At 64.7% G+C, this 19,510-nt stretch carries 20 protein-coding genes; 5 read left to right on the forward strand and 15 right to left on the reverse strand.

The window, feature by feature from the left end; translation table 11 throughout:
• Positions 1–56 precede the first annotated feature (56 nt).
• The 3 genes from ACVIIW_RS32905 (at position 57) to ACVIIW_RS32915 (ending at position 1,707) form a co-directional block, all read left to right on the forward strand.
• A complete protein-coding gene (locus ACVIIW_RS32905; RefSeq protein ID WP_456704502.1) occupies positions 57–536 on the forward strand; it encodes a hypothetical protein in 480 nt (159 codons plus the stop codon).
• Positions 537–745: 209 nt separating this feature from the next.
• Positions 746–919, forward strand: coding sequence for a hypothetical protein (locus tag ACVIIW_RS32910; protein ID WP_456704503.1), 174 nt, complete (start codon positions 746–748; stop codon positions 917–919).
• Between the two features lie 113 nt (positions 920–1,032).
• Complete coding sequence (locus ACVIIW_RS32915) at positions 1,033–1,707, forward strand: methyltransferase family protein (protein ID WP_456704504.1); 675 nt, start codon at positions 1,033–1,035, stop codon at positions 1,705–1,707.
• A 1-nt stretch (position 1,708) separates the two neighbouring features.
• On the opposite strand, the gene ACVIIW_RS32920 is transcribed toward ACVIIW_RS32915, so the two are convergent.
• The 9 genes from ACVIIW_RS32920 to flgB form a co-directional block, all read right to left on the reverse strand.
• Positions 1,709–2,416, reverse strand: coding sequence for a glutathione S-transferase (locus ACVIIW_RS32920; protein ID WP_456704505.1), 708 nt, complete (start codon positions 2,414–2,416; stop codon positions 1,709–1,711).
• Between the two features lie 136 nt (positions 2,417–2,552).
• On the reverse strand, positions 2,553–3,539 hold the full coding sequence (locus ACVIIW_RS32925) for a Tim44 domain-containing protein (protein WP_456704506.1): 987 nt from the start codon (positions 3,537–3,539) through the stop codon (positions 2,553–2,555).
• Between the two features lie 193 nt (positions 3,540–3,732).
• Positions 3,733–6,315: a cell cycle histidine kinase CckA gene (gene cckA / locus ACVIIW_RS32930; protein ID WP_456704507.1), complete on the reverse strand. Its 2,583-nt coding sequence runs from the start codon at positions 6,313–6,315 to the stop codon at positions 3,733–3,735.
• A 154-nt stretch (positions 6,316–6,469) separates the two neighbouring features.
• The gene (gene flhB, locus ACVIIW_RS32935; RefSeq protein ID WP_456704508.1) at positions 6,470–7,549 is read right to left on the reverse strand and encodes a flagellar biosynthesis protein FlhB; all 1,080 of its coding nucleotides are present in this window, start codon (positions 7,547–7,549) and stop codon (positions 6,470–6,472) included.
• Between the two features lie 9 nt (positions 7,550–7,558).
• Complete coding sequence (gene fliR / locus ACVIIW_RS32940) at positions 7,559–8,329, reverse strand: flagellar biosynthetic protein FliR (RefSeq protein ID WP_456704509.1); 771 nt, start codon at positions 8,327–8,329, stop codon at positions 7,559–7,561.
• A 17-nt stretch (positions 8,330–8,346) separates the two neighbouring features.
• Complete coding sequence (fliQ, locus tag ACVIIW_RS32945; RefSeq protein WP_027534765.1) at positions 8,347–8,610, reverse strand: flagellar biosynthesis protein FliQ; 264 nt, start codon at positions 8,608–8,610, stop codon at positions 8,347–8,349.
• Between the two features lie 103 nt (positions 8,611–8,713).
• Positions 8,714–9,022 (reverse strand): flagellar hook-basal body complex protein FliE, encoded by a 309-nt coding sequence (gene fliE / locus ACVIIW_RS32950; RefSeq protein ID WP_456704510.1) that lies wholly within the window; start codon positions 9,020–9,022, stop codon positions 8,714–8,716.
• 16 nt (positions 9,023–9,038) lie between these two features.
• Positions 9,039–9,464 (reverse strand): flagellar basal body rod protein FlgC, encoded by a 426-nt coding sequence (flgC, locus tag ACVIIW_RS32955; RefSeq protein ID WP_456704511.1) that lies wholly within the window; start codon positions 9,462–9,464, stop codon positions 9,039–9,041.
• An 18-nt stretch (positions 9,465–9,482) separates the two neighbouring features.
• The gene (flgB, locus tag ACVIIW_RS32960; protein WP_456704512.1) at positions 9,483–9,887 is read right to left on the reverse strand and encodes a flagellar basal body rod protein FlgB; all 405 of its coding nucleotides are present in this window, start codon (positions 9,885–9,887) and stop codon (positions 9,483–9,485) included.
• Positions 9,888–10,243: 356 nt separating this feature from the next.
• Here flgB and ACVIIW_RS32965 point away from each other — a divergent pair, with 356 nt between their 5' ends.
• Both ACVIIW_RS32965 and fliP read left to right on the forward strand, forming a co-directional pair.
• Positions 10,244–11,230, forward strand: a complete 987-nt coding sequence (locus ACVIIW_RS32965; protein ID WP_456704513.1) for a flagellar biosynthetic protein FliO — start codon at positions 10,244–10,246, stop codon at positions 11,228–11,230.
• The gene (gene fliP / locus ACVIIW_RS32970; RefSeq protein WP_456704514.1) at positions 11,227–11,988 is read left to right on the forward strand and encodes a flagellar type III secretion system pore protein FliP; all 762 of its coding nucleotides are present in this window, start codon (positions 11,227–11,229) and stop codon (positions 11,986–11,988) included. The genes ACVIIW_RS32965 and fliP overlap by 4 nt, the downstream gene beginning before the upstream one ends.
• A gap of 13 nt (positions 11,989–12,001) precedes the next feature.
• Here fliP and ACVIIW_RS32975 read toward each other — a convergent pair whose 3' ends face one another.
• The 6 genes from ACVIIW_RS32975 to fliL all read right to left on the reverse strand — a co-directional run bounded on the left by ACVIIW_RS32975 (position 12,002) and on the right by fliL (position 19,187).
• Positions 12,002–12,238 (reverse strand): hypothetical protein, encoded by a 237-nt coding sequence (locus ACVIIW_RS32975; RefSeq protein WP_456704515.1) that lies wholly within the window; start codon positions 12,236–12,238, stop codon positions 12,002–12,004.
• Positions 12,239–12,396: 158 nt separating this feature from the next.
• Entirely contained in the window at positions 12,397–16,137 is a 3,741-nt protein-coding gene (locus ACVIIW_RS32980; protein ID WP_456704516.1) for a tetratricopeptide repeat protein, read from the reverse strand.
• Positions 16,138–16,239: 102 nt separating this feature from the next.
• On the reverse strand, positions 16,240–17,001 hold the full coding sequence (locus ACVIIW_RS32985; RefSeq protein ID WP_456704517.1) for a MotE family protein: 762 nt from the start codon (positions 16,999–17,001) through the stop codon (positions 16,240–16,242).
• 9 nt (positions 17,002–17,010) lie between these two features.
• Positions 17,011–17,457, reverse strand: a complete 447-nt coding sequence (locus ACVIIW_RS32990) for a DUF6468 domain-containing protein (RefSeq protein ID WP_456704518.1) — start codon at positions 17,455–17,457, stop codon at positions 17,011–17,013.
• Positions 17,454–18,656, reverse strand: a complete 1,203-nt coding sequence (fliM, locus tag ACVIIW_RS32995; protein ID WP_456704519.1) for a flagellar motor switch protein FliM — start codon at positions 18,654–18,656, stop codon at positions 17,454–17,456. Before fliM ends, ACVIIW_RS32990 begins: the two co-directional genes overlap by 4 nt.
• Before the next feature lie 30 nt (positions 18,657–18,686).
• Positions 18,687–19,187: a flagellar basal body-associated protein FliL gene (gene fliL / locus ACVIIW_RS33000; RefSeq protein ID WP_456704520.1), complete on the reverse strand. Its 501-nt coding sequence runs from the start codon at positions 19,185–19,187 to the stop codon at positions 18,687–18,689.
• Positions 19,188–19,510 lie beyond the last annotated feature (323 nt).

Raw genomic sequence — 19,510 nt, forward strand, 5'->3', positions numbered from 1 at the left:
CCTTGCACTTCGCGCGCGGCAACGGTTCAATGCGCGCCCTCAAGGGGCTTTTCATCATGATTTTCAAATTGGACTTTCGGGGCGCGATGTTGGTCGCCGCCGCAATCACCGGCCTTTCGACGCTTGCCTCGCCTGCGCGCGCGGACCAGTGCGACGACATCGCAAAGCAGCTGGCCGGCGGCATCGACGGGCTGAAGGTCAATTTCAAGGCCGCCAACATCATTTACCTGACGCATCCGGCGGCAAAGGAGCTTTCGCTCGGCTGCCGCGCGCGGGGACAGGCCTATTCCAACGAGCTCTACGCCAAGGGCGACCGCAAGCCGACACCGCAGTTCTATGATCTGGTGGGGTCGGCGGCAGCGATCATCTTCACAGTGACGAAGGACGACACCACGACAGGCGCAACGCGCTGCCTGAAGCGCATGGGCCTCTTGCGCGGCGACAAGATCACGATGCGCTACAAGCGCCTCAACATGGAATGCACGCGCACCAAGACGGACGCATCGATCGCGATCACGCGACCGAAGGACGAGTAGCGCGGCGCTTTCACGACAGACCCGGTGCGCATGGGGTCTAGACACCGGTTGCTGCACACCCCGTCAGCGCGAGTTGAGCACCGCCCGAAGGCCGACCCGCGCTTGATGTAACGGGCGCACCAGATCCCTCGCATTTTATCGATTGGCTTGACGGAAGTTTTGTCTCCTCCGGCGCAGGGTCAGTTGTTTCAATCTATGAGGATCCGTGGATGAGCGTTTCAAGCGTTGCACCGCCCCCTGTCACGATCGTGGTGGCGAGCTACGACACCACCAAGCAGCCGGACGACCAGACCAAGGCGAAGGACAACGACCCGACCAACCAGCCCACGCAATCTGCGCCGCTGCCGCCCGGCCAGGGCACCCGGATCGATCAGCTCGCCTGACCGCGCCTGCCTGCGATGAACAGCCCGGTCCTGACGGCCGGGCTTTTCGCGCGTCCGGCCGCATCTTTGCCGGATAGCACAGCCAGACTCATGCGAGCCTGCCGGGACCGCGCATGATCGCACGCCTGTTGTTGCAAAACACGATCTTCACCGCCGCGATGGGTGCGCTGTTGTTGGCATCCGCCGGCACGCTGCATTGGCCGTCCGCCTGGGTGTTCCTTGTGACCTCCGCAACGATCGGCCCGCTCTGCGGGTGGTGGCTCTACCGGTTCGATCCGGCGCTCCTCGCGGAGCGTCTCCGTCCAGTGATCCAGCGCGATCAACCGGCCGCCGACAAGGTCTTCATCATCGCCTTCATGGCGGGTATGCTGGCGTGGCTCATCGCCATCGGTCTCGACCGACGCGCTGCTGCTTCCAACGTACCGCTCGCCTTGCAGGCTCTCGGCTTTTTGCTGTACCTCGCCTGCACGTTGTTCACGATGTGGGTTTTTCGCGAAAACTCGTTCGCCGCGCCGGTGGTGAAGCTGCAGGCGGAGCGCGACCAACACGTGATCTCGAGCGGGCCCTATGCCCATGTCCGCCATCCCATGTACAGCGGCATGATCCTGTTCTTCACCGGAGTGCCGCTGCTGTTGGGCTCATGGTGGGGGCTAGCCTTGGCGCCTGTTTTTCTGGTCCTGCTTGCAGTCCGCATCCGGATCGAGGAGCGCACGTTGCGCGCGGGACTGCCGGGCTATTCGGACTACGCGGCGCGGGTGCGCTATCGGCTGCTGCCGGGCGTGTGGTGATTTAGGCGTCCAGTTCGCGATAGCGTCGGAATATGCCCTGCTCGTTGAAGGGAATGCGGCGCTTGCTGGCGAGGTAGGCCTTGATGTTCGGCCGCGCGGCAACGCGGTCGTGCAGGCCGACGAGACCGGGGATGTTTTTCTCGAACGCCTTCATGCGCTTGGGAAACGCGTAGCGCAGCCCGTCGACGATCTGGAACAGCGAGAGGTCGACATAGGTCAAACGACGACCAGCGACATACCCGGCGCCATTGCCGTCGAGAAGCTGCTCGAAATACCCCAGATATTTCGGCACGCGCTCGTCCCAGAATTCGGCCGTGCGCTTCTTCGCCGGCGCCTTCTGGTCCTCGTAGTACAGCGACGGCCCGAGCGGATGATGAGTGTCGTGAATCTCGAGCACGAGGTCAGTGATGGTGAGCTGAAGCTGGTGCACCCAGATTCTTCCCGCTTCCGTCTTCGGCGCAAGCCCATGCCGCGCGCCGAGATAGAGCAGGATGTTGGCGGTCTGGCCGATGACGAGCTTGCCCGCTTTCAGAAATGGCGGCGCAAAGGGCGGCGTACCCTTTTGAGTATCCATCATCTTCATCATCGCGCCGGAACCGAGCGGGCCTCGCGCGACATCGACGTAAGCCGCACCCGCCTCCTCCAGCGCCAGGCGCACATATTCGCCGCGGCCCTGGATTTCGGGCCAGTAGTAGAGTTCGTATTTCATGGGACAGTCCTTTGAGAGGCGCGCGGGACAAGCCTATCACGTGACGCAAGTTCCGTCGTCGTAGGCAGACAACAAGCAGCCAAACAAAAAGGGCGCCGTGCCGAAGCACGACGCCCGCGTTTTCCGCTGTGCGCGATCAGTTGGTCTGCTGTATGGCCGACAATTCCCAGGGACTGCCGGCGCGGCGCGCGAACGTCCAGACTTCGGTGACCTCGCCCGGCTGCTCGCTGCCCGCGACGATGGCGCCGGTGTTGCGATCGACCGTCTTGTCGGTGAGCGCGAAGCGCATCGCCACCGTGGCATAGTCGGTTTGGCCTTCGCGCCAGGCCTCCGCGAGGTCGCCCTGCAACAGCTTGACGTTGGTCACCTTGTTGACGGCGTTGCGCGCGCGGTTCTCTGCGAGATCCCTTTCGAAATAGGAGACCATTTCCGGCGTCGCCAGCGTGTGCAGCTTGGCCACGTCCTCATTCGACCAGGCCGACTGAATCTCGCCGAGCAGGCGTTCGAACGCCTGGTAGTCATCAGGCTTGATCTCGAGCGGCGCGTTGTTGGCGCCGAAGCCGAAGCCGCCACCAAGGCCGCTGCGATAGTTCGTCTGCGGTCCGGGACCGGCACCAGCATCCGCGCCGGCATAGGCCGCCTGCGGCGCGTTGCGGCGCTGCCACCAGGACATCGCCAGACGAACCACGAACACCACGAGTGCAATCTGGATGATCAGACCCAGAATCGAGGACAGGCCGCCGAGGCCGCCGAACAGGCCACCACCGAACAGCATGCCGAGAAGGCCTGCACCGAGGAAGCCGGCGGCGAGACCTCCGAGGAAGCCGCCGCCCCGGCCGAACAGGCCGCCGCGCGCAGGCGCGGCCGAGTTCATCCCGACGCCGGGCTGGCTGTAAGTGCGATTGAATTGCGAGGCGGAGCCCGGCGCCGTCGTGGTCGACGGCGGGGCCGAGAAAGTGCGCGAGCCGCGCGAACCCGACGAGAACCCGCCACCGACGCGGGCGTCGGCGGACGAGATCGCAAGCGTCGTTGGCAGCGCGAGCGCCAAAACGATGGCAATCGTCTTCACGAGACTGCGGGACCATTGCGAGAAATTCATGTGCGTTTCCCAAATCCCCGGCATGGGGACGTGATCCTAAGATGGGCAGCCTTCTACAAAAGTGAAGCCGGTTCCGGAACCCCCTCCTGCGGCCCTCGGTCGCGGGGACGTGGCAAAACCCCATGTTTGCCGAGGGCCTGGTCAAATACTGGCGAAGCTGCGGTCGCGCGTTACCGGCGATCTTTCAGCGAGAAAGGGCCGGCGCGCCGTCCCGCCTTCATCCCTGCTTCGTCATCGTCTCCTTCACCGCCGCCACGAGCTGGCTCAGGGTGAACGGCTTGGGCAGGAAGTCGAACTGCTGGCCCTCGGGCAGGCTCTTCTCGAAGGCATCCTCGGCGTAGCCGGAGACGAAGATGAATCTGATGTCGGGGTTCCTCTCCCGCATTGCCTTGAGCAGCGTCGGGCCATCCATTTCAGGCATCACGACGTCGGAGACAACGAGATCGATCCCGCCGCTCTGCTCTTCGAGCACCTCCATCGCCTCGACGCCGTTCTCGGCCTCGACCACGGTGTAACCGCGCGAGCGCAGGCCGCGAGCGTTCAGCGCGCGAAGACCCTCTTCATCCTCGACCAAGAGGATCGTGCCCTGCCCCGTGAGGTCGGTGCGGGGCTTCGCATCCACCGTCGCAGGCGCGGCCTCTTTCGGGGCGCCATGCGTCGCGCTCGGCACCGCGGGAAGCTCGACCTGCACGTCAGGCTCGGCGTGGTGGCGCGGCAGGAAGATGTAGAAGGAGGTGCCCTGCCCCGGCTCGGAATCGACGTAGATGAAGCCGCCGGTCTGCTTGACGATGCCGTAGACGGTGGAGAGGCCCAATCCGGTGCCCTTGCCGACTTCCTTCGTGGAGAAGAACGGCTCAAAGATCTTGTCCCTGATATCGGCGGGGATGCCGGTGCCGGTGTCGGCGACCTCGATTCGCACATAATCCGCCGCCGGCATGCCCTTGTAGGCGAGCTTGCCGGCCTCGTCGGTGGCGACATTGGCGGTGCGGATGATCAGCTTGCCGCCGTCCGGCATGGCATCGCGCGCATTCACCGCCAGGTTGACGATGACCTGCTCGAACTGGGAGACGTCGACCTTGACCGGCCAGAGATCACGGCCGTGGATCAGGTCGAGCTTGACCTTCTCGCCGATCAGCCGGCGCAGCAGCATGGTGAGATCAGACAGCGCGTCGCCGAGATCGAGCACCTGCGGCCGCAGCGTCTGGCGCCGGGAGAACGCGAGCAACTGCCGCACCAGCGTCGCAGCACGCGTCGCGTTCTGCTTGATCTGCATGATGTCCTGGAACGACGGGTCGGTCGGCTTGTGCGCGTTCAGCAGGAAGTCGTTCGCCATCATGATGGCGGAAAGCACGTTGTTGAAGTCGTGAGCGATGCCGCCGGCGAGCTGGCCGACCGTCTCCATCTTCTGCGACTGGTTGATCTGGTTCTCCAGCGCGCGCCGCTCGGTGGTTTCGAGCATGTGCACGATCGCGGCTTCCGCGTCGTTCTCGGCCGCATCGACAGGCGTGACGAAGAACTGGCCCCAGCGCTCCTTGCTTCCTTCCAGCGCCACCTCGACCGGGGCGATGTCGGCCTTGCCCTCGGCGGCCTGGTTGATGGCGGCGATCACCAGATGGCGGTCGCGCGCATTGATGGCGCGGAAGATCGACTTGCTGGCGCTGTCCAACCCGAGACCCTGCGCGAGCTTGGCGTAGCGCGCATTCGCCCGCACGACGTTACCAGCGCGATCGACCGTGGCGATCGCCATCGGCGTATGGTCGAAGAAGCGCATGAACCGCACTTCGGCGGCGCGATCCGGGTCGCTCCGCTCATCGCGGGCCCGGCTGATGACGAGCGTGCGCGACGGTCCAGGCGCGCCGTCGGCGCCGAAGGCGAGCTTGTGATAGAGCCGCACCGGCATGGTCTTGCCGGTGCGCATGCGCAGATCGATGTCGAAGACTTCGGTCTTCACCTCGCCCGGCACCGCCACGATGGCACTCAGCAGCGAAGCGCCGTCGCCCGACACGATGTCGGCGAGCCTCAAGCCGCCCGAGCCGATCTCGGCGAGATCGTAGTCGAGCCAGTTCGCCAGCGTCGCGTTGACGTAAGCGAGCTCGCCGGCAGGATTGACCGAGAAGAAGCCGCACGGCGCATGATCGAGATATTCGATCGCGTGTTGGAGCTCCTGGAACACATCCTCCTGGCGCTCGCGGTCGCGAGTGATGTCTGCAATCGACCATACCGCATATTTGGCCTCGCGCTTTCCGGTGCCGAGCGGACGCACCCGCATGCGCAGCCAGCGGCCCTGGCTGCCGTCCTGGCCGGAAATGCGAACCTCTTCCTGCTGGCGCTTGCCTTCGCGCGCCGCCTTGAGCAGGCGGAACACCGCTTCGGAGACGTCGGGATTACCGATGAAGACGCGCTCGACCGGCCGGACGTCCTGAGGACCGGCCGCGCCCGTCAGCGTCAGGTAGGCCGCATTGGAATAGACCACATGGCCGCGCGGATCGGTCACCGCGAGGCCGTCGAAGGCGTAATCGGAGATGCGGCCGATGATGGGATCATCGAGATTGCGGTCGGCGAAGCGGATGATCCCGGCGGCAAAGGCAAACAAATTGAACAGGCCGATCATCGCCAGCACGGCGAGGATGCCGAGGATGTAGGGCTGCGCCTGCGCGCGCCCCAGCGTCATCAGCCCGACGGCGACCGCAACGAGGCCGGTGGCCACCAGAAGCACCAGCGCAATGCTGCCCGAGCGCGGCGACGGCTCATGCGCCGCAACGGGCTCGCGTGACAGGTCGTGGTCGGTCTCGGCGGTCATTTCACGCTAGTGCAGCCTATCGTCAGAGAATCAACGTGCCACGGGGCACGTGGGGTCCTCCCTGCCTGAATCGGACCCGCGGACGCAAGGGCGGCAGGAGCGAAACGTACCCTGATTCCCAGTTTACAGCCATTTCCGGTACTTTTCGGGGGTTTTATTGCCGCGCCGCGCTGAAACCGCGCTTCATCCGCATGACGTAGCCGATGACTTCGGCGACCGCATGGTAATGCTCCATTGGAATCTCCTGGTCGATCTCGACGGTGGCGTAAAGCGCGCGGGCCAGTGGCACGTTCTCGACGATCGGGATATCGTGCTCGCGCGCGATCTCCCGGATCTTGAAAGCCAGGTTGTCGACGCCCTTGGCGACGCAGATCGGCGCCGACATGCCGCGCTCGTAGGCCAGTGCCACCGAATAGTGGGTCGGGTTGGTGACGATCACCGAGGCCTTGGGAACCGCCGCCATCATGCGCTTCTTGGAGCGCTGCTGCCGCAATTGCCGAAGCTTGCCCTTGATGTGCGGGTCACCTTCCGACTGCTTGAACTCTTCCTTGATCTCCTGAAGCGACATCTTCTGTCGCTGGAACCAGCTGCGATACTGGAAGAAATAGTCGCCGATCGCGATGATCGCGAGGGCGGCGACCACGGCGCCGAGCAGATGGACGGTCATGCCGGTGGTGGCGCCCAGCATGGCCATCGGATCCAGCTTGACCATCGCCTCCGTGCGGTGCCGCTCTGGCCACAGGATCGTGGTCATGACGGTGCCGAGCACGACGATCTTGCCGATGCCCTTGAGAAAATTGACCCCGGCCTGCTTGCCGAAGATGCGCTTGAAGCCGGCCGCCGGCGAGAGTTTGCTGAGTTTGGGGGTGAGGGATTCGGCCGACCACACCAAGCGGTGCTGGAGCATGTTGCCGGCAATGGCCGCGATCACCAGCATCAACAGCGGCACGCCGACCGCAGCCAACACCGCGACCTCGATCTGCTGCATCAGCGCAAGCAGGTTTCCCGGATCAGTTTTGATCATCCAGGAATTGGCCAGCAGATTGCGCATCGGCGTCAGCAGCCCGCTGCCGACCGAGCCGGAGAAGGTCGAGACCACGAGCGTGCCGCCCGCGATCATGAACCAGGTGTTGATCTCCTGGCTTTTCGCAACGTCGCCGCGTTCGAGCGCCTGGTCGAGACGCTTTTGCGTCGGGTCTTCTGTTTGACTTTCCGGATCGTTGTCTTCTGCCATCGATCCCTCTTATTTCAACGGGAGCATCTGGTGCATGACACCGATGAAGTAGTCGAGATAGGTGCCCATCATCGCCGTGAGCACCACCGCCAGCACCATGAAGCCCGCGAAGATCGATAGCGGCACGCCGACGAAATAAACCTGCATCTGCGGCATCAGCCGCGCCAGAACGCCGAGACCGATATTGAAGACGAGGCCGAACACCAGAAACGGCCCGGAAAGCTGCAGGCCGAGCAGGAACGCTGCGGAAAAGGCCCGCGTGGCGAGCGCGGCGACGTCACCACTCGAGACGGTCTCGCCCGGCGCGAAGATGGCGTAGCTGTCGTTCAGCGCCGCGATCACCAGATGATGGCTGTCGGTGGCGAACAACAACGTCACGCCCAGCATGGTCAGGAAATTGCCGACCAGAACGCCCTGCTGTCCCTGAGTCGGATCGACCGAGGTGACGAAGCCGAGCCCCATCTGCTGCGCGATCACGGCGCCGGCGACCTGCAGCGCCGACAGTGTCACGCGCGCGGTCGCGCCAAGCACGATGCCGATTACGATCTCATGCAACATCAACACCAGCATAGACGCGAGCGAGCCCATGTCGACTTGATAGGCATTGCGATGCAGCGGCAGGATGATCAGCGTGAGTAGAAGCGCGATCGACAGCTTCACCCGCGTCGGGATGTTGGTCTCGCCCAGCCCCGGCAGCAGCATCACCATCGCACCGACCCGGGCGAAGGCGAGCATGAAGGCCGCGGCAAGCGCCGGCAACAGCGAGACGTCGATGCGCATGACCGGCGCATTGTGCCTCAGCCGCCGATGATTCGCGACGAGATCCGCAGCATGTGGGAATGAAGTGCGTCAGCCATGAACGGCAGCGCCAGCAGCATTGTGGCAAAAATGGCCAAGATCTTCGGCACGTAGACCAGCGTCTGTTCCTGGATCTGCGTCAGCGCCTGGAACAGCGACACGATCACGCCGACCACGAGCCCGACCACCATCAGCGGTGAGGATACGATCACGATCGTCCAGATCGCGTCGCGGGCGACGTCGAGGGTCTCAGGTCCGGTCATTTCAAATTTCCGCTGCTGGTTGTCTTGACGGCTTGAAAGAAGCGAATGGTGAGTAGCGAATGGCGAATGGGGGCCGCTCGCCATTCGCCACTCGCCCCCGAGATCAAATCGGCATCTTCATGATGTCTTCATACGCCGCGATCACACGGTCGCGGACCGAGACCAGCGTGGACACCGCAACATCGGTATCGGCAACCGCCGTCACCACGTCCATCACGTTGGCCTTGCCGTTGGCCATCGCCACCGTCTGCGCGTCCGATCTGCGGCCCGACTCCATGACGCTGCCGACGGCGTCTTTCAGCAGCGCAGCAAAGGATTGCCCGTTCGGTTCGCTGCCCTTGCCGGCGGCGGTGTTTTCCAGCACGCGCGCAAGGTTGGCATAGGCATTGGCCGCGATTGTCGGTGTTGCCATGGCTTAGAGGTCCTGTTCAGCTCTTGAGGATGTCGAGCGTGCGCTGGATCATCCGGCGCGTCGCACTGATGATGTTGACATTGGCCTCGTAGGACCGCTGCGCATCGCGCATGTCGGTCATCTCGACCACCGAATTCACGTTCGGGTATTTGACGTTGCCGGTGGCATCGGCCGCCGGATTGCTCGGCTCATACTTGACGCGGAAGGCGGACTGGTCGGGCCTGATCTTGCCGAGCGTGACGACCTGCGCGTCGAGCGTGCGGTCGAGCGCCGACGAGAACGTCGGTACCTTGCGCCGATAGGGATCGCCGCCTGAGGTCGCCGAGGTCGAGTCCGCGTTCGCGATGTTCTCGGAGATCACCCGCATCCGCCCGGCCTGCGCCCGCAACCCGGAGGTTGCGATCGCCATGGAACGGGCAAAGTCGCTGCTGTCATTCGCCATGATACGGCTCCTCTAGCTCTAGCCCTTGCCGATCGCGGTCTTCAGGAGATGCAGGCTCTTCGAATAGAGCGAGGTCACCGCCGCGTAATCCATCTGGTTGTTGGCGGACTTCATCATCTCCTCTTCGAGATTGACGGCATTGCCCGCAGGGCGGGTCTCGAAACCCGCATTCTTGTTCTGGTCGAAGCTGGAGACCGCACCGGACGGCGTCATATGGGAGGCGCTGGTGACCGTCATCGCCAGGGTCCCCATCGAACCCGTGGCGGCGCCGGTCTTGTCGAATTTCGGCTCGACCAGGTCGCGCGGCCGGAAATTGGGGGTGTCGGAGTTGGAGACGTTCTCGGACAGGACGCGCTGGCGTTCCTGGTGCCACTGCATCTTGGTGCGAAGCGCCGACAGCACCGGGAGATCGTTGATGGACATCGTTGCGGCTCCTTCCGCCCCTTGCAGCCCCGTGCTCCGGGGCTAGGCAGAATTTGCCGCGTGTATGGTTAACAGGTGGTTAAGGCATGGCCGGATCCGTGTCTCGGGCCGGGACATAGATCGCGTTCCCCCGTGATTCGGCCCATTCCAAAAACCGTATTAACCCAGCCGTTTGGCCGCCCCTCCGTAGAGGCCAAGAAGTCATTTTGGATCGAGCGATTCATAGGCTATTAAGAGTTGGGGACGGCAAAACTTGCCGTGGGACATTAAGAGATCGCAGTTTTGGGGCATCGCAAGCTGGTGGCCGGCACCGCCGACCATAGGCACGCGAGAAGCGCCATTTACCGGGGACAGGTATGAACGGTAGCCCTATCACCTTCATCGTCGCGTTCATCGTCGTGCTGGCGTTGATCGGCGTCGTCTTTTGGCTGCTCCGCCGATTCGCCTCGACCCGGCTCGGCGCCAACACCCAGCGCGGCAGGATGCCCCGGCTCGCCGTGATCGACGCCGCCGCGCTCGATGGCCGCCGGCGCCTGGTCCTGGTCCGCCGTGACAATGTCGAGCATCTCCTGATGATCGGTGGCCCGACCGACATCGTCGTTGAGCCGAACATCGTCCGTGCCGCAGCCGGCCGCGATCAGATTCCGCCGCGTTCCAGCGCCGCCGAGCCGCCGCGCCTCGCCCCGATCCCGGACGCCGGCGGTTGGGCCGACGAAGTGCCGCGGCCCGAAGTGCTCGACCATCCCGAGCCGCAAATGCCCGAGCCGCCGCCGCGGCCGGCACGCCCCTCGTTCGCCGACGAGCTCCGCCGCCCGGCCGCCCTGGCCGAGCGCCGCAGTGAGCCGCAGCTCGGCGGCTTCTCACCTGAACCGACGCCGCCGCGGACCGAGCGTGAGACCCGTCCCGAGCCGATGCCGCCGCGCATTGCGCGCAGCGAGGCGCCGTTGATGCCGCGTCCCCCGCGCCAGAATGAGCCGGCGAAGATATCACCGGTGCGCGCCGAGCGCGCCCCGGCGCCGCCGCCTCCGCCCATCCCGCAGGCCCCGCCAGGACCACAAGTTGCTCCGCCCGTTCCGCCTCCGGCCGCTGCTACGGCCGCGCCGTCCAGCGCCGAACAGAATCTCGCCGAGATGGCCCAGCGCCTCGAGGCGGCGCTCCGTCGTCCAGGCGGCGAGACCATCGCGCCGCCGGTCGCGCCGGACCCGCCCGTCCCACCTCGCGCAGCACGCGTCGAGCCGTCGTCCCCTCCGCCGCCGGCGAGACCAGCTGCGGAGAAGACCAGCTTTGAAAATCTCGAAGACGAGATGGCCTCGCTGCTCGGCCGTCCGAAGCCATCTTCGTGAGGCTGCCGTCCTTCCCGCGTAGAGTGTTCTTTGTTTCTGTCCTGATCGCCGCGGCCTTGCTCGCAAGCCATGCGCATGCGCAGGACATCAGCATCAATCTCGGCGGCGGCGGTGCTGGCGGCGGCGGCGTCACCGAGCGCGCGATCCAGCTGATCGCCCTGCTCACGGTGCTGTCGATCGCGCCGTCGATCCTGATCATGATGACCTCGTTCACGCGCATCGTGGTCGTGCTGTCGCTGCTGCGCACCGCAATGGGCACTGCGACTGCGCCGCCCAACTCGGTGATCCTGGCCCTGGCGATGTTCCTCACCTTCTTCGTGATGGGACCGGTGCTGCAAAAATCCTACGACGACGGCATCCGTCCGCTCGTCGCCAACCAGATCAGCGTCGAAGATGCGCTCCAGCGCGCCTCCGTTCCCTTGCGCGGCTTCATGCAGAAGAACGTGCGCGAGAAGGATCTGAAGCTGTTTCTGGACCTCTCCGGCGAGCCGCCGCCGGCTACCCCCGACGAACTCGCGCTGCGGATCCTCGTTCCCGCCTTCATGATCTCCGAGCTGAAACGCGCCTTCGAGATCGGCTTCCTGTTGTTCCTGCCCTTCCTGATCATCGACCTCGTCGTCGCCTCGGTGCTGATGTCGATGGGCATGATGATGCTGCCGCCCGCGACGATCTCGCTGCCGTTCAAGCTGATCTTCTTCGTGCTGGTCGATGGCTGGTCGCTGGTGGCGGGGAGTTTGGTGCAGAGTTACGGGGGGTAGTTGGGCCTCCGCCCTACCCCTCGACCTCATACTGCTTGCTGAGGTGATCACCGATCTGCACCAGCATGGCGACGCTCTCGGGGAAACCGGGCTTGTCCCGTGTCGCCTGGTCGGCGTCAGCGCGGAACTCCCAGCTGTCCCCGTCGCGGACGATCGAGATCGTCAAGCCCTCGGGTCCGTCGGCATGGGCCTTCAACTCGGCCCGCGCCATGGCGATGAGTTCGGCTTCGGTCTTGGCAGGCTTGGTCATGTCAACGCTCTCCCGGCATGAAGGCAGAGAGTGCCGCCTCGTCGGGCAACTGTCGAGAGGTCAGGAGTAGCAGGAGTCCTAAAGCACGAGGGCGCCTTGGGGTTTGCTTGAGCATGATCTTTTCGGCAAAAGCGCTACGCACTTTTCCGGATCATGCTCTACCGCGTCATCTTGATCTGCCGCACGACGGGAATCGTCGGCAGCGAGCCGGTGTGCTCGGTGTCGTCCTTGGCCTGCGGCGAGGCCGGGGCCCGGGCGGTGGCGTCGGGAAAGCGCTGCTTCATCTCGCGCAGGAAGCCGTCGAGGGTGTCGACGCTTGCCGCGAGCTTTGCAATCTCGTCGAATTCGGCACTGGAGGCGGCAGCCGGCTTGCTGGCGATATCGAAGGCGAGCCGGTCGGCGCTCTCGCTCATCAAGGGAGCGTATTTCTCGCGAAAGCGCGACAATCCGATCGAATCGTCGGCGAGCGCATAGCCGACCGCGGCGCGGATGATGTCGCTCTTCTCCACCGCGTTGAGCGGCTTGAAGTCGCGGAAGCGTTCGCCATAGTACAGCTCGATCTGCTCGGCGGACTCGCGCCAGCGCCGCGCCGCCCAGAAGATGTCGGACCGCAGCCGCAGCACCTCACGCCCCGAGACGTTGGAGACGATGTCGAGCGCGAGGTCATGGCGGCCGACGTCGCTCTGGGCCCGGGCCTCCAGCAGCAGGCGCTGCTGCCGCAACTCGCCGGCGAGATCGCTGATGCGGCTCGCGCGCAGCGCGGTGATCGCCATGTCCGGCTTACGGTTGGCGAGATAGATCATGGCGAGGCGCGCGGCGACCTGGGCACGCGCAGCGCCTTCAAGACGATGATCGACCTGGTATTGCAGGAGCTCGGCGGCCTGATCGAGCAGATCGATCGAGGCGAGACGATCGGCCAGACGGCGGATCAGCTCGTCACCGCGGCGGCCGATCGGCGTCAGTTCACGGAATTCATAGAACATCCCGAGTGCTTCGATCGGCGGCAGCTCGTCGCCCTTGGGACCCAAGAATATCTGCGTGAACAGATCCGACGCCAGGTCCTGCGCCTGACGCGAGGCTTCCGCGTTCGGCTGCAGCTTGGTCGCGGTGCGCGCGGCTGTCAACGCGTCGCGATAGCGCCCGGCATCGGCATACAACTGCGACAGCATCTGCAGCGTCTTGACCTCGATCGCGTCGCCGCGCCAGGTCATGGACAACGTCTCGAGCTCGCGCAGCGCATCTTCCTTGCGGATCTCGTTGCGCTTCTGCAGGAGCGCGACCTGGAGCTGCTTGGCTTCGGCCGCGGCCTGGCGATCGGTGGATTCGACAGCGACGTTGTAATCGTCGAGCGCGTCCTTGTCGTGGCCGAGCGCCTCAGCGAGCCTGCCGCGCAGCACGGCAAAGCCGGGCGCGGCCTCCGGCGACACACCGACCACCTCGATCTCGCCACGACGCTTCGAGGCGCCGGCGTAGTCCTTCACCTCGAGCGAGGCACGCATCGCATCCATCGTCACGATGCGCTGGATGTCGAGCGGCAGCGAGGCAATGGCAAATTCGACGTTCTTGAATTTCTCGCGCGCGTCCGCCCATTTGCCCTGCCGCGCATAGGCGAGCGCCTTCCAGAGCTGGGAATCGTGGCTGTTGCCGATCACGGGATTGGCGAGATCCTTCAGGCCCTGTGCCGGTCGCCCGATCAGGATGCTCGAGATCGCGTGCATGATCAGCGCCCCGCTCTCCTCCTTGTTGAGAGGATCGCTCAGCATCAACTCGGTCACGGAGTTGGCTTCGTGATACATCGCGCGCGACATGTAGAACTGCGCGAGATCGAGCCGCGGCAGCGAACGCTGCGCCGGATCGACGGCCGAGATCGCCGTGATCAGTTCGCTCTGGCGCGTCCAGAAATCTTCCGACTGGCCCTTGCGCCAGCCTTCGGGATTGAAGATCGGCCGCACCGCAGTCGGTGCCCGCTCGGCCGAGACGTCGACCGGCGACAGCGTCAGTCCGCCCTTCTTGCCGAGAATGACCTTGTCCAATCCGACCTCGACGCCGACCTCGTCGGAATTCGGCCGGATCGCGATGCCGTGCGCGGATTCCAGCAGCGAGAGATCCACGAGATCCTGCCGCTTGATGAAGCCACGGACCGGCCGCCGAGCGGTGACGACATAGAGCACGTCGCCGGCGTCAGGATCGGTGAGCTTGTGTAGCAGGCCGGGATTCGCAAAGGGAATGGCGATGTTGGCGAGCGCGGGATCGGTGATGTTGCGCGACATCATCAGCGGCAGCGGCGTCGCCTGGATCTTGTCGGCGAGCGTGAGCAGCCAATTGGTCTGCTTGCCGACCTCCTCGCTGGTCAGCGAATAGACCAGCGGACGGGTGAGACGGATGCGCACCGCTTGGCCCTTTTCGAGCGGCATGCGACTGACCTCGCCGATCATCGCACCACCTTTGCTGCGGATCGCGTCGACATCAACGGGCTTTTGCGAATCGAACACCAGCCACACCGTGTCGCCGCGGCGGAACGCGGCAGCTGGCGTCGCGACAGAAAGCGGGAACGTCACAAGCAGTCCGTCGCTGTCACGCCGCGCATCGACGCTGGCCGTCACGGGCGGCGGTGCAGCCTCTGCAGGCTTGGCTTCGGCTTTCACGGGCTCTTTGGGCGCATCCTTGATCGGCTCCTTGGCCGCTTCCTCCGGGACCATCGCCTTGGCGACTTCCTTGGGCGCCGCGGCAACCGCAGGCATCGCCGGCATCGCAACTTTCGGTGCTTCCTTGGATACCTCCTTCGGCCCTTCCGCGTGCGGAGCTTCGGTCACCGGTGCCGTCATCGCCGGTGCCGGCTTCGGCGCCTCAGCGGCCGGCATCGCGGCGGGTGCCTCCGACTTGAGCTCGGCCTTGATCTCAACCTTGGCTTCTCGCGCGATCGCCTCCGAGGTCGGTGGCGCGATCTCCTTCGGCTTTGCAGCCGCCGGCTTTTCCGCGGCCGGTCCATGACCGCTCGCTTCCACCTGCGCGATGGCGGCCTCGGGCGTCGCGGCCGTCTTGCCCTTGTCGGGCTGGAAGGCGATGTCGACCACGTAGTTCTTGTCGTCGCGGAAGGAGTGCACGTCGGAATCGCCGATCAGCGCGATTTCGACGCTGGTCTGGTCGATATCGCCCTTCTGCTTGATCGAGGCGACGTTCGGCGGCGCCGCGACGACAGCATCGGCGAGGTCGAAGTTGAGATTGGCGTTGAAGGCGAGCGTGAGCTTCTGCTCGTTCAGAACGGAGGAGACGCCGACGCCGTCCGGCATCTCGAACACGAAGCGCACGAAGGTCGGCTGGACCGATGCGCGCACGCGGATCGGTGGACGCTTCTTGCTCTCGGCCGCCGCGCGTTGGGCGCGCAGCGCGCGCTCTGCGACGCGGGCGCGCTCGGCGAGTTCCTTGACCACGTCCATCGGCAGGCTCGGCGGCGGCCCCTTCCAGCCTTCCGGCAGCAGGTCGATGAAGGTGCGCTCGCCCGCATTCATGGTGTTGACGGTGACGCGACGCGCCAGCGACAGACGGATCGCGCTGCCGTCAGGATCGCGACGGGCAGAGTTGACGTAATCGGGCGCGCCTTCCGGCACGCGCTCGACGGGCACGTCGACAGGGCGGTCGAAACGGATGATGAGAATCGACCCCGCGGTCGTGACCTCGGAGGGAACGTCCTCACCGAGCTTGATCACGAGGCGGGCAAAGCCGCCGCTCGCTGAAAAGCTCGCCTCGCCGCGGACCGCATCGCCGGCCCGGGCGGCGGGCGCGCCGAGGCCGATCAGGAGGCAGGCTGCCAGCGCCGGCGCGTTGCGGACATGGCGCGACAGCCCCAGCGCCAGAGCGCGGGCTCGCGACACAAATCCAGCGGCAGCCTCTCGCGCCATTGGCGGCATTTCTTCCGGTTCGACGGTCCACGCCGGCACTGGTGCCGGCCCATGCCTTCGAATGTAGGTTTTCGCAATTAAGGACTTCTTAAGTATGAGCCCTCAATTCGGCTTTTGCGTCGGCTTGCCGTCGATCTTCGGGAGATCGCCGGCGGAAGCAGCCTGATCCCCGCCCCCGTTGGCTCGGCGCGCCATCTCGACCGTCAGCCGCTCGGCGGCTTCCGACGACATCAGTCCCAGAATGTCGGACATCTTGCGCGGGGCGATCGCCGAGGCGATCTCGATCAGCACGCTCATCTCGAGCCGGTCGAACACCCGCGCGGCGTCCTTGGGCTTCATGCCCTCATACATGGTCACGAGGCCCTTCAGGCGCTGGGCCTCGGCGGCCCTCTGTTCGGCCTGGGTCGCCGTGATGCGGGACTCCACCGCCTTCATCTCCTCGACCTTGCCTTCGATGCGCTTCTCGGCCGATTTCAACAGGCTCTCGCGGATGTCGATCTCGCGCTGGCGGGCCTCAATCTCCTGACGGCGCGACTGCAAGCGTTCCAGGATCGCGCGCTCCGAGGCCGAAACCTGCGGCTGGGCCTCGTCCATCTTCACCGGGGTGCCCTCGGGCTTGGTCTCGGGCGCAGCCGGCTTCGGTGCTTCCTTCGGCGCGCCATGCGTCGAGCCGGTGATGTCGGGGTCGTCTCGCCCGGTCGGAAAGTTCAGGTTCTCCTGCGCCCAGGACTTCTTCATCGAGTTCGGCTGGTAGTCGAAGACATAGCCGCCATTGATCACGAGCCCCGCCACTTTCAGCACGGCGAGACCTGCGACCGCAACCAGGACGACCGGAATGACGCGGATGTTACGAAAGGACTTCATACCCTGACTTTATGCGGCGAGACCGTTGGACCTTCGGCGCTCGGAGAAGGCTTCGGCAGCAGCTGCAACCGCCTTGGCCGCAGACGGCTTGGTGGCGGGGGCGGCTGCGGCTTCGGGATTCGTCACGGGGCGCGCCGCGATCGCGATCTTGGAGAGCCGGCGCACCACGTTGTCGGCTTCGCCAAGCTGCTTGTAGAGCTGGTCGGACATGTGCGTGGCGGCGGCCAGCTGGCTGCCGAGATTCTCGTTGACGTCGCGCACCGCCAGCTTGAGCCCGCCGATCGCGCGCTCGGCGATCTCGGTCGCGGTGATTAGCTCGCCGATCACGGCCTTCAGCGAATGCTCGTCCGCCTTCAGCCGCGTCAGCCGCTTGTTGAGCAGCATGCAATAACCGATCGTGAGCATGAGCAGGATAGCCACCAGCGTCTCGATCGCCATTCCCAGGAAGTGGTTCATGGGGCCTCCATCAGCTTGTTCTGTTCGTCCACCTTCTCGAACATCGCAAGCGTCGTACTTGGCTTGCGCAAGGGTTTCGTCACGCGGATCGCGACCCGGTCGCCGACCCGACCCATCCGCCCCTCGGTCAGGGTGACGTCGCCGCAGCGCACGGTCACGTTGGCGTCGGCGCGCATGTCCAGCGGCAGCGTGTCTCCGACCTTGAGCCGCATCAGCTGCTTGAGCGGGATGTCGGCTTCGTAGAGCACGGCATCGACCGCGATCTCGGCCTGGTTGATCTCGGTTGCGAAATGGCCTTCCCAGATCGGGTCGCGGCCGAACTTCTCGCCCATGAACATCTGGAGCAGCACGCCCCGGATCGGTTCGATGGTCGCGTAGGGAAGCAGCAGCTCGATATTGCCACCGCGATCTTCCATGTCGATGCGCAGGCGCACAAGGATCGCGGCGTTAGCGGGACGGCTGATCGCTGCAAAGCGCGGATTGGTCTCGAGCCGGTCGATGGTAAAGGTCACTGGCGACAGCGGCCGGAACGCCTGCTCGGCATCGGCCAGCACCACTTCGACCAGGCGCTTGACCAACTCGGTCTCGATCGTGGTGTAGGGCCGGCCTTCGATGCGAAGCTGGCTCGAGCCGCGGCGACCACCGAGCAGCACGTCGATCATCGAGTAGATCAGGTTGGAATCGACCGTCGCCATGCCGAAGTTTTCCCACTCCTCGGCCTTGAACACCGAGAGCACGGCAGGCAGCGGGATCGAGTTCATGTAATCGCCGAAGCGCACCGAGGTGATGCGGTCGAGCGAGACTTCGACGTTGTCGGAGGTGAAATTGCGCAAGGACGTCGTCAACAACCGCACCAGGCGGTCGAAGACGATTTCGAGCATCGGCAGACGCTCATAGGAGACCATCGCCGAATCGATGATCGCGCGGATGCCGGAATGATCGTCGAGGGTGACGTCGCCGACGGTAAAGCCGAGAAGATTGTCGATCTCCTCCTGCGAGAGAACGCGCTCGCCGGAGTTCTTGCCGTTGCCGAGATCGCGGCTGCCGTCCTCGACCATGGCTGCCCATTGCAGGGCCATGGTCTCCGAAAGTTCGTTTTCAGCAGCAGCCTTCGCGGCCTCCGCGGGATCCTCGGAATCGAGCGACGCCTCCCATTGGGCGGCAATCGCATCCTGGTCCATCTGTTCGGTGCCGGCCATGACGCTAGCCCGTACCCTTCCGCAGCGTCGTCACTGGAGCACGACTTCCTTGAACAGCACCGCGCTGACCTGGATCGGCGCGACCGCGGCGTTGACCCGCTTGGTCAGCTCTTCCTTGAGACGGAAGACGCCGGCGGAGCCGTTGAGGTCGGAGGAACGAAGCTCGCGCACATAGGTCTGGAAGATGTCGGTGACCCGCGGCATCGACGGCTTGATCGCCTCGATCTGCTTCTCTTCCTTCAGCTCGAGCACGATCTTGAGCTTGAGATATTGCACGCGCTCGCCCGGCGCGCCGGCGAGGTTGACCATCATGTCGGGCACCTCGACGAAGGCCGGCGGCTTCGGCGGGGGCGCGGCCTCGGCATGATGCTCCTCGTCGCCGTGACGGAAGAACAGGAACCAGGTCGCAGCGCCGCCGCCGAGCAGGACCAGCGCGGCAACGACGATCAGGATCAGCTTGAACTTGCTCTTGGGGGCAGCGGCTTCCGCACCTTCGGCGGCTGCGCCGCCTTCCGCTTCACTCTCTGCCATGGTCGTCCGGGCTCGCTGATCTCATAGAGGGCGAGAGAGCAAAGCCTCCTGGCAGACAGTGACGCGATACGAATGTCCCGGCGCAAAGCGCTCCTCTTCGCTGCAAACGCTACGGTAATAATGGTTAACGGAACCTTTCGATTGGGCCCCTGCTAGGAAAAATCTGCCGGGCAAACATGGCTAACAGAACCTTTCTGCCCCATGCCGGGAGCCCCGAAAAAATCACCAACCCATTGTAATCACACATCATTTCAAATTGGCACGACTTTCGCTCAGAGAGGGCCGAGACCGAACGGTTTGGGAGAACCAGACGGGCTCTTTCA

Source organism: Bradyrhizobium sp. USDA 4449 (assembly GCF_054056275.1).